The sequence below is a fragment of the Anaerosphaera multitolerans genome (assembly GCF_004006535.1).
Classification (GTDB): Bacteria; Bacillota; Clostridia; order Tissierellales; family Peptoniphilaceae; genus Anaerosphaera; species Anaerosphaera multitolerans.
In genome coordinates this window covers 1-11,317 of sequence record NZ_RLIH01000013.1, presented here as the reverse complement: position 1 = coordinate 11,317, position 11,317 = coordinate 1, and the positions used below count along the sequence as shown (strand labels likewise).

10 protein-coding genes are annotated in these 11,317 nt (G+C 30.7%); 2 read left to right on the top strand and 8 right to left on the bottom strand.

Features of this window, described 5'->3' with window-relative positions; translation table 11 throughout:
• Positions 1–69 precede the first annotated feature (69 nt).
• Together EF514_RS08410 and EF514_RS08405 are read right to left on the bottom strand one after the other, a co-directional pair.
• Positions 70–726, bottom strand: coding sequence for a Crp/Fnr family transcriptional regulator (locus EF514_RS08410; RefSeq protein WP_127725001.1), 657 nt, complete (start codon positions 724–726; stop codon positions 70–72).
• A 33-nt stretch (positions 727–759) separates the two neighbouring features.
• Positions 760–1,485, bottom strand: a complete 726-nt coding sequence (locus EF514_RS08405) for a MerR family transcriptional regulator (RefSeq protein ID WP_127725000.1) — start codon at positions 1,483–1,485, stop codon at positions 760–762.
• Positions 1,486–1,570: 85 nt separating this feature from the next.
• Between EF514_RS08405 and EF514_RS08400 the strand changes: the two genes are divergently transcribed.
• Entirely contained in the window at positions 1,571–2,860 is a 1,290-nt protein-coding gene (locus EF514_RS08400; protein ID WP_127724999.1) for an MATE family efflux transporter, read from the top strand.
• A gap of 55 nt (positions 2,861–2,915) precedes the next feature.
• Here the strand turns inward: EF514_RS08400 and EF514_RS08395 are convergent, their stop codons facing one another.
• Complete coding sequence (locus EF514_RS08395) at positions 2,916–4,316, bottom strand: YfcC family protein (protein WP_205666416.1); 1,401 nt, start codon at positions 4,314–4,316, stop codon at positions 2,916–2,918.
• Between the two features lie 125 nt (positions 4,317–4,441).
• Here EF514_RS08395 and EF514_RS08390 point away from each other — a divergent pair, with 125 nt between their 5' ends.
• Complete coding sequence (locus tag EF514_RS08390; RefSeq protein WP_205666414.1) at positions 4,442–5,635, top strand: M20 family metallopeptidase; 1,194 nt, start codon at positions 4,442–4,444, stop codon at positions 5,633–5,635.
• Positions 5,636–5,764: 129 nt separating this feature from the next.
• On the opposite strand, the gene tnpA is transcribed toward EF514_RS08390, so the two are convergent.
• From tnpA to EF514_RS08365, 5 genes are all read right to left on the bottom strand, one after another.
• Positions 5,765–6,235, bottom strand: a complete 471-nt coding sequence (gene tnpA, locus EF514_RS08385; protein WP_127724997.1) for an IS200/IS605 family transposase — start codon at positions 6,233–6,235, stop codon at positions 5,765–5,767.
• A gap of 170 nt (positions 6,236–6,405) precedes the next feature.
• On the bottom strand, positions 6,406–7,581 hold the full coding sequence (locus EF514_RS08380; RefSeq protein WP_127724996.1) for an SAM-dependent methyltransferase: 1,176 nt from the start codon (positions 7,579–7,581) through the stop codon (positions 6,406–6,408).
• A gap of 118 nt (positions 7,582–7,699) precedes the next feature.
• Positions 7,700–8,050, bottom strand: a complete 351-nt coding sequence (locus EF514_RS08375; RefSeq protein WP_127724995.1) for a DUF2200 domain-containing protein — start codon at positions 8,048–8,050, stop codon at positions 7,700–7,702.
• A gap of 1,022 nt (positions 8,051–9,072) precedes the next feature.
• Positions 9,073–9,558 (bottom strand): M15 family metallopeptidase domain-containing protein, encoded by a 486-nt coding sequence (locus EF514_RS08370; RefSeq protein WP_127724994.1) that lies wholly within the window; start codon positions 9,556–9,558, stop codon positions 9,073–9,075.
• 342 nt (positions 9,559–9,900) lie between these two features.
• On the bottom strand, positions 9,901–11,317 hold a 1,417-nt coding region (locus EF514_RS08365), incomplete at its 5' end, for an S-layer homology domain-containing protein (protein ID WP_127724993.1).

Sequence of the window (11,317 nt, the reverse complement as noted above, 5' to 3'; positions counted from 1 at the left end):
TCCCCCATTTCTTCTATAAATAGAGAATATACTATTAAAATATTTCATTCCGTAACATTTGTTACATTATCATAGAAACTTTTCCAACTCCTCTTTGTTTATCTTTATATTTTTTCTACCAACTTCTATTAAACCATCATTATGCATATTCATAAGTTCTCTAGATATGGAAGGTCTTGTAGCACCTAAGTAGTCAGCCAGTTCTTCTCTAGTAAAGTTTAAGTTAACTGTTTTTTCATCTATAGCCTGTTCCATAAAAAACTTAGCTAACTTCTCTCTTAATGAATAACTACTTGAAATTAAAAGCTTTTTATTTAAGTAAAGCGCCTTTGCAGCTAAAATAGACAACATATTATTTAAAAGTATAGTTTTAATTTTATCTATATTTTCGTTAAACTCTAAAGCTTTCTTAGGTATTGCCAATACTTCTGTATCTTCGTTGGAAAAACAACTATAATCATATTCTCCCTCTAAGTACAGATATACTTCTCCAAAGACCGTTCCCCTTTCATTAAATATGTTAACTATGCTTCGTTTGCCACTGGAGTTAGTATTTTCAACTACAACTGAACCTCTTTCCAATATAAAAAGATATTCAGGCTTTTCTCCCTGTAAAAATACCTCTTCCCCTTTTTTAAATTTCAAATACTTTGCAAAATTATTATTTAAAAAATCTTCAATTTCTGAAAAACTCAATCCCTTAAATAAATTACTTTTAGTTGACATCTTATCACCTTTAAAATTCAATATTTAAACTAACTACTTTAATTCCATTCTTCCAATATAATAGTCCGTTTTAATATCTTTACCTGTGGTAATTAAATATTCTCCTACAAGAGATCCCGGAATATAGTTTAATTCTTTTGCCTTATCTATAAATTCTTGTAAGTTGGAAATTTTATCTTCCGTACTAACCCAAAACAATCCCACTAGATATAAATTTAATCCACTGTCTTTTTCTCTTATAGTCTTTCCATATTCAGAAAAAATCCCATATTTAAATTTATCTCCTTCTTTAGGAGATACAAAAATTATGGTTTCCTCAGGATTTTCCAAATAGCTTTCTACATGACTTTGGTTTTCAAAATCAAAATGATTAATTTCTTTTAATTTATATTTTTCAATTTTAAATCCTTCACTTTTTAATTTTTCTATAGTATTTAAAGCCTCTATTCTCTTATCAATTTTTTCCACTGATTTTTCCAATTTAGATATTTGATTTAAAAGCGATTTTTTATTTTCTTGAAAAAGTTCATTTAAATCAAAGTATTCTTTTGAATAAAGCTCCTGAATATCTTTTATCGGCATATATAGGTCGCGATAAAAAATAATATCGCAAATATCCATAATAGTTTGATTTGAAAAAACTCTATAGTTATTTTCCAAATCTCGCTCAAAACGAATCAATCCTTTTTTATCCCAATAACGTAATTTAGATGCCGGTATATCAAGCATATTAGCCACTGAACTAATTTGTTTTTTCATTTTATTCTCCTATTGACATTAAACCTACTTTAAGGTGTATCCTCTTCTATAGGTTAGCATAAATTTCTTAAAAGGAGAATGACTTATGAAAAAAAATTTTTATAAATTCGTGCTTCCATCAATGCTTGCTTTTGCCTTTTCAGGCTTATATTCAATTGTTGATGGGCTTTTTATTGGAAGAAATGTAGGAGATGCAGGCTTATCCGCTATTAACTTCTCCTATCCCCTAGTCGTCTTAATTCAGGCTACAGGTACAGGAATCGGACTCGGCGGCGCAGTAGGTATGTCTATTTCTTTAGGGAAAAAAGATATTCACACTGAAAGAAAATACTTAGGCAGTACACTTTCATTACTTGCAATTGCCTGTATTTTTCTCACTGCTTTTTTACTGTTATTTTCAAAACCTATTTTAGTTATTTTCGGAGCTGAAGGAACTATACTTAAATATTCAATGGAATATTTATTCTGGATAGTACTTGGATCTTCTTTTCAAATTTTAGCAAATGGATTTTCTCCCATTATTCGTAATTTAAGAAGACCAAACCTGGCAATGATTGCTATGATCTTAGGTTTTATTATAAATATTGTCTTAGATTGGCTTTTTGTATCAGTTTTGAAGTATGGAATGGCAGGAGCTGCATGGGCAACAATTATAGGTCAATTTGCAACTTTATTGCCTTTAACTCCATTTTTATACAAGTTTGTACGCCAATTACATCCTGATGATTTTAAACCTATTAAAAAACTTAGGAGCTCCATAGTAAGAATAGGACTATCACCTTTTGGACTTGCTGTGGCTCCCTATGTAATTTTAATTATGATGAACAAATTTTCAGTAATTTACGGAGGAGTTAAGGCTGTAGCAGCCTATTCTGTTGTTAGCTATGTAGTTTCTTTTATTCAACTATTGTTACAGGGTATTGGCGACGGCTGTCAACCTCTTATAAGTATGTATACCGGAGAAAAAGATACAGATGGAGCTATACAAATTCGAAACTTGGCATATAAATTTTCTTTTATAGTTGCAGCTTCTTATGCTTTTTTGGTTTTTCTACTACGAAGACAAATTCCAGTTGTCTTTGGAGCGTCTTCAGATGTTGCACTAATAACAACTAAAATACTGCCAATATTTTGTATAACCTTTTTATTCTATTCTTTTACTAGAATAACTACCTCCTACTTCTATGCAACTAATAAAAATAGATTATCCTACCTTATAATCTATGGAGAACCTGTTTTTATATTGATATTGCTAAACTTTATACTACCGCCTTTACTTGGTATTGACGGCGTGTGGTTATCTATACCGACGGCTCAACTTGCAGCAGTAATCCTTGGCGCTTTATTTATAGTTAAAATGGATAAACATAGATGAATTTAAAAAACAGAGAATCAAAATTCTCTGTTTTACTATTGAAATCTTAACTTTCTTAAAAGGGACCATATCCAAACCAAACTGCCAAGAGTAAAAAAACAATTTCCAAGGCCACCATCATTAAGAAAAGAGGCGTAATAAATTTATACCATTTATCCATTGGTACTCCCATAAGTCCACACATTACTGCGCATCCCGTAGGCCAAAATATATCAGAAAAACCAGCTCCGAAAGTATAGGCTAAAACAGTAGTCTGACGAGTTAAGCCTATCATATCTCCAATTGGAGCCATTAAGGGAATAGCTACTGCTGCCTGACCTGAGTTGGAAGTTATAAAAAAGTTAAGTAAATTTTGGAACAATAACATCCCTACAGCACCAATATACTTTGATGTCTTTAATAACAAATTTGAAGTATAAAATACAACAGAATCAATTATATTAGCCTCTGTAAGCACAACCATTATAGATCTGGCAAGGCCTACTACTAAAGCCCCAAAAATAATCTCTCCAACACTTTCTAAAAAATAGTTACTGATTTCACTAAAATTAAATCCGGCTACCAACCCAATAATTACCATCATTATAATAAAAAGGGCTGAAAGTTCTCTTAAGTACCAGCCTCCAATAATAGTTCCCAAAACCATTAAAACTATTGAAAGCACAAATATGCCCAGTAAAATTTTATGTCTATTTGTAAAGGGAAGTTTGTCCATTTCCTCTCTACTCATACCCTTTAAATGTCCGAAATTTACATCTTTCACCAAGCTTAATTCAGGATTTTCCTTCACTTTTTTCGCATATCTCATTACATAGAATATAGATAAACTTGTAAATACTAAAAATATTATAATTCTATAAATCATTCCCGACATCATTGGAAGACCAGCTAAACTTTGTGCGATTCCTATGCTAAAAGGATTTGTAGTATTAGCCGAAAAACCAACTGCCATTGAAAGGCAAATTATACTTCCTCCAACTAAACCATCATAGCCCATAGCTATACCAATCCCTACAAATACAGGTATAATACCATAAAACTCTTCGCTTATTCCCACTGTAGAGCCTGCCAGTGCAAATAAAAACATGAGAATAGGTAGCATAATTGCCTCTTTACCATTAAAGACCTTTAAAAATTGGGCAATACCTCCAAAAAAAGCACCCGACTTTATTAACATGTAAACCATTCCATAGGCAAATAAAATAAAAAATATAATATCAGATGATTCAACCATACCTTCAGCTATGGCGCCTACTGCTTGAAAAGGAGTTACATATTCTTTTTCCATTGGCTTATAAGAACCTTCAACAACTATTATTCTTCCAGTTTCTACATCTTCAATCCTCTCATACTCCCCTGATGGTATAAACCACGACAACACCATTGATATAATTAGCATAATTACTAATATCACGTAGGTGTGGGGCATTGCAAAACCCTTTTTCTTACGATTCACTAAATTGACCTCCTTAATAACCATTAACAAACTAGTCTATTGAATTTGTTAATTTATAGTGATAACATTTTATTAATCATTATATAGATTATAATTAAGTAAAGCAATTATTAAGGAGAATTGAAATGAACTTAACAGATTTACATAGTAAAATTAAAACTCAAGTGTACGATAATAGAAATATGATTTTTGAAGTTAGCGACTATATTTTCAATAATCCGGAGTTAGGTGACGAAGAATACAAATCCTCAGCATATTTAACTAAACTGTTAATAGAAGAGGGCTTTAAAGTTGAAAAACCATATATGGATTTGGAAACTGCTTTTAGAGCTGAATTTAAAAATGGTGATGGTCCCACTGTTGCTTTTTTAGCAGAATACGATGCTCTTCCTGGATATGGACCTGATAAAAAACCCGCACACGCCTGCGGACACAACTGGATTGCGGCTTCAACTGTAGGAGCTGCCATTTTATTAGCTAAGGACAAAGAACTTTTTAAGGGAACCATTGTAGTTTTTGGTACACCTGCCGAGGAAACAACTGGAAGAAAAATTGACATGGCAGAAGGCGGCGCCTTTGATAATATAGATGCTGCATTTCAAATGCATCTTTATAAAAATACCAACTTAAAGGCTCGAGCTCTTGCTATGGGAGCTTTGGAATTTGAATTTACCGGCAAAGCTACACACGCTTCTGTTAATCCCGAAGACGGAATTAATGCTCTTGATGCTGTTATGTTGACTTTTACAGGAATAAATTATCTTAGACAACAGCTAAAAAGCGACGTGCGTATCCATGGCATAGTTACTAAAGGAGGGGATGCTGCAAATACAATTCCGGACCATTGTAAATGTTTGTTTTATGTACGAGCAGCAAAAAAAGATTACTTTGAAAAAACCTATGAAAAAGTAAAAAATTGTGCCAAAGGTGCATCGCTTATGACTGGAGCTCAGTTAAAGATCAATTATCCGGAAAACACCTATTATGACTTAGTAGTAAATACCACTCTTGCAGAATTAATGGAAAAGCATATGGCACTTTCGGGTTTTGAACCTCTTTGTCAAGAAGAAGAAGTACCCGGTTCTACTGATATTGGAAATGTGAGCTATGCCTGTCCTACACTATACGGCAATGTAGGTATTGGTGATGGTAAAGCACTTGTTCATGAAGAAGCTTTTTTACAATATGCCAATAGTGAAGAAGCAAAAAATCGACTTTTAATGGTAGTTGAATCTTTCTTAGGAGTAGCTATAGAACTGTCGGAAAATCCTAAGTTAGTGCAAGAAGTAAAGGAGAATTTTAATATACAAGTAAAATAATCTAATCATGACCGCCGGCTTAGCCGGCGGTTTGTCATAGCCCTATAAGGGCATATTACCGGCAGCATTTCATGCTTTGAATGGTCTGCCACTCGCACCGCTTTTTCTGACGGATGCTAAAGCACCTTACTACTTGTCTTTATTTACCGACTCACCCGTAAACGGGTCAATAAATTCTCTCATACTAATTTGATCTGCCATATAATCTTCTTTCAATTGATTTCTGATGTATTCTTCTATTTTCTTTGCATTTTTACCGACTGTATCTACATAATATACCCGACACCAAAAGTGTCGATTCCCATATTTATATTTTAAGTTTGCGTGTCGGTCAAATATAATTAAACTGCTTTTCACTTTCAAATACCCCATAATTTGCGAAATACTATACTTTGGTGGAATTTTTACAAGCATGTGGATATGATCCGGACAACATTCTGCTTCTACTATTTCTATCCCCTTTCGTTCACACAATTCTCTCAATATATTTCCAATATCTACCTTTAATTTTCCATAAATGATTTGTCTCCGATATTTTGGGGCGAACACAATGTGATACTTACAATTCCATTTTGTATGTGATAAACTATTGCTATCCACAGATAACCTCCTTTGTTTTTAGTGCGGTCGGCAAACCAACACTATTGTAACATGTGAGGTTATTTTTTTGCTTGAAGCTAAAGCTAGTATTTCCTACCACCAGCATAGCTGGTGGTTTAATCTTGCTAAAGCGTACAATGATAAAACAGAGCTTCATGGCTCTGTTTTAATTAATTATAAATATATTCTCTTGTCCAAGGAATATTATCATTAATACCCTTTGAAAATAAAACTTGATGCAAATCTATATTTCCCGAATAAAAAGAACCTGCACATCCTTGCAAGAACAATGTCCACATTCTAATAAATCTCTCGTCTTTAGTTTGTCTTATAGTATATAAATTGGATTTAAAATTTTCATACCACATCTCAAGAGTTTTACCATAATGTCTTCTTAAGCTTTCCACATCAAGTAGATTAAATCCTCTTTCTGCAATTTCAGTAATTATTTGTTTTACTCCGGGCACATAACCACCAGGAAAGATATATTTATTTAAAAAAATATTATTTGCGCCATCATTTGGCATCGTAATTGAATGTACTAGAGAAATACCGCCATCAACTAACAACTCATATACCTTCTTAAAATAATCAGGCAAATTTCCCTCACCTACATGTTCAAGCATACCAATACTTAAAACTCTATCAAAAGTTTCATTTTTTAAATCTCTGTAATCCATTAATTTTACAAAAACCTGATTTTCTAAATTTTCCTTTTTTATTTTTTTATTTATAGTTTTGTACTGCTCCTCACTTAAAGTAATACCATAGGATTTTGCGCCATAACTTTTTGCAGCTTTAATTATAAGCTCTCCCCAACCACAGCCTATATCCAGTAATTTTTGTCCGGGTTTAATCCAAAGCTTCTTTAGTATATAGTCTATCTTATTCTCTTGTGCCACTTTCAAATTATCTTCATCACTTTTAAAATAAGCGCAGGAGTACATCATAGACTCGTCCAGCCATAAACTGTAAAAGTCATTTCCTATATCATAATGGTATTGCGCATTTTCTATACTATCTTTTTTGTTGTTTCTTTTACTTACTAAACCAGCTAGAATTCCGCTTTTTACTTTAATAAAACTGTCCTTAGTACTGTAAAGGGAAATAATTAAATCCTTAATATCTCCTTGAATATCAATGTCTCCGTCCATATATGCCTCAGCTAAAGCAAGTGTTGGATCTTCACTTAACAATTCTTCGGAAATGCTTTTATTAAACGTTACTACATACTTTGGTTCTTCTCCGTTAAATTGAATTGAATCTCCATCCCAAAATATAATTTTAATAGGTTCTTTAAAGGACCTTTGAAAAATAGTCTTTAGCGCAGTTTTTAAAATACTCATTCAATCCCTCCAAAATCTCCACACTAAAATCCAACTTACAATCACTATATATTTCCAAAGTATTGACACTATCGTTGTATTGCAAATAAACTTTATTTCTATTTAATTTCAATCTTAATTAACTTCTCAATATTTTATTAATATCCTTGCCCTTAGCAAGCTCATCTACTAATTTATCAAGGGATCTGATTTGTCGGGTTAAATCATCTTCAATATTCTCTACTTTAATTCCACATATACTACCTTTAATCCGGGATATGTTTTCGTTGATTTTAGGAGCCTCTTTGAAAAATGTTTCAAAGTCAACTTCCTTTTTCAGTTGCTCCTGTAATTCGTTTTCACCATATCCTGTCAACCAAAAAATAATTTCATGAAGTTCTTCCTTAGTTCTCCCCTTTTTCTCTACCTTATCCACATATAGAGGATATACCCTGCTAAAAGAAAGAGTATATATTTTAGGTTTTTCCAATTTTCTACCTCCTGACCAACTATAATTTTCAAATTATTTATAATAAAGCTACTATTCAAATTCTACCCTAAATAAATCTTGCAGAAACTATATGGAAACAATTAAACAGCTATTTAATCTATTATTACAATAAATAGTCTAAAAATTTATAAATTAAAATATAATACACCCTTTTACGCTTATATCTATAATAAGAAATAAAATTATACCATCAATAAAATAAAGAATACCATAATAGTTAATATGATATTCTTTATTTTATTGGAAATGTACTTATCATTTTTATAATCTTTATATTTTTTGTTTATAATAGTTAACTTATTTAAAATAAACCTCTACAATTCATAATCTTTTTAGCTTAAATAAATTTAGTTACAAAAAATATATACAGGAAAATTTAAATTAAAATAATCTTATTGTGTAAAACTATATCAATTTAAAATTACTAATAGCATGCTACAAAAGAATTTAAATAATCTAATACACTGACTTATTAATTATAAGTTTTTTAACAATAATACATATACAACTACTTTTAAAGTATTTACCATTCTAATAAAATTTTTTACATTATCTCTCCCTGAAATTTTCTAATGACGAATCTTTTTTGGTAAACTTTATATTAAATAATGAATATTACTTTCCTTAAGTTTTTATAACTATCGGTCAGTAAAATCTCATCGAACTTTAAAGTAATCTATAAATGTTTCTTTGCAAAATCGACTTACTGATGGATTAATAATATTTTGAAATTCTCAAAAATTCTTTCGATTCTATTATAAGATAATTATACTTAAATAAGTATTGAACTTTAAATATCATACCTTTTTAAAATTAGATTTTATCAAACCTTAATAACTATATAAGATTTTTCAAATTATATTTTATCATTAAAACAGTCTTGAAGATTGTATCAAAAACAAAATTAAATTTATTGTTTTTTAAAACAATATCTCTAATGATAAAAAAACACATCCCATAATATCAACCTTTTATAATTCATTTAAATAATCTTAACATAATTAAGGTAGCCACCAACGATTTAGTTCAAAATGTACAATACTCTTATCTTTAGAATAAAATCCAGGACTTAGCCCAACCTTTTTCCCAATCTCAGCACACCTTCTAAAAAACTCTATATCTCCATAGGGAGTATTTGTATTTAATTTACATATGTCAAAAGCTCTTCCTTCCATATGTTTCTTCTCACTACAAATCATATCCGAATCCCTATTATTAGCTTGCATATTATAATTATTTCTATATTCAGTTTGATATGTCTCCGTTATCTGAACTGAAATTCCCTTAATCTTACATTCTTTTAGAAATTCCTTAGCAACTTCTTCAGTTTTAGGGCTTAATTGTTTCAAATCAGAAATAGCTTCCACAGAAGATTGGTTTATATAATCGTAGTTTTTTTTATCAAATAAATATGAATAAAGTCCGATTTTAGGAAATATACAAAATATTGATATTAAAAACAATAAAAGTAAGATAAATTTTTTCATGTTCTCACCTACATATTTATGAAATGTCTTAAATTTTAAATAATATTAAAATTACATACATTCCTTTGATTTTTTATATTAATATTTATCGAACTTGGACTACCGGAACAAAACCAAAACATTATTATAAGCCAATAACTCTAACTTCCTTAATTTTATCTAAAGCTATTATACAGATAATAAAAGACAATAAGTTACACTATGGTTAACTATATTTTATGATTAAGTACAATTGCCTCTGAAATAAATTTCCCAGTTTTAAAATAGAGACCTTTTGACCTAAATTGTAACAATCAAAAGGTCTCCGTAAATTTTAAAAATTTGAAGCTCTTATAACTTTGATTAGCGATTATCTATTACCTCGCCTAAATTCTGTGTTGAATTAGTATTACTCCATTCTTTTTCATACTGTACCCAATTTCTTACAGACAGTAATTCTCTCCAGATTTCAAAATCATTTATCGATTCACGTGTAAATGTATGCGAATTGGTAGCTTCCTGGATTTGAGCATAATACCAAGAATTCGAATTTGTATTATCTGTCCATCTCTTCATATTTGACAATAAATTATCTTTATGAGGCGCTCTTTCTAATACTGCATTCATTAACGTTGCCGCTTCGGCCCTAGTAATTTCCTGATCTGGTCTAAAGCTGCCATCTTCATATCCTTTTATTAAACCCTTTGAAGCTAATTTACTTATGGCTTCTTCTGCCCAATTTCCTTTAGTATCAGTAAATTTATAATCAGTTAATTCACCTGTTTCTGACAAAAATCTTGACGCCATTGTAGCAAATTCTCCTCGTGTAATTTTTGCATTAGGTTTAAAACTTCCATCAGGATAACCCGTTACAGCTTCAGCTTTACTAAGTGTTGAAATAGCATTGTTATACCAATCGGTGGTTCTAACATCATTAAATTCATTTGTTGTGTTCCAATTACTGTTTCTTGAATCATCGGTCATCATTCTAAAGAAAATTGTAGATACTTCAGCTCTTGAAATTCTTCCTTCTGGTCTTATTGTTCCATCAGGATATCCAATTAAATAACCGAAATGTTCTCCTTTATTTAAAACCACATTTGATTTTCCACTTGAGTTCCAACGTATATATCCACCGCTAATATCATCTCTATCAACTACTTTTGTCTCGCCGGATTCTGTTTCTTTTCCTTCTACAATTACTATGTTTTTAAAAATATCCCCTGCTCTATCACTTGATTTTAATGTTCCACTAATCTTTATTTCTACTTCTTCATTTTTCTTTAATTCATCTATTACACCTGTTACTTTATTTCCGACAATTTCAAATGAAACATTATCTTCATCATCTTCATCTACTACAACTTTAATATTTTCCAATAAATTTGGCATGTTATCTGAAAAATCAACATCTTTAACTATCCCATCAGAAATATTTTTAATCTTAATCGTATAAGTTACTCTTTCTCTAGAATCTTCTATAACTTCTCTTTTATCTACAGTTTTAGTAATCTTTAACTCGTTGGGCGATTTAATATAGGTATTGATAACTGTTAAATTATCTTTGCTGTACTCTACTTCATAATCTTCTGGAACAGATTTTTCTTTTACAGTATATACGTATTCTTTACCGGAATTATTATATTTTTTAAGATTATCCCACTTATAGGTAAATTCATCAGCAGGTCCTTCCGGCCATATACTATCAGGTTTTATATTTGTTGCAACTCCATCTCTATAAAGTACCAAATCTACTTTCACATGATCTTTTAACTGTCCA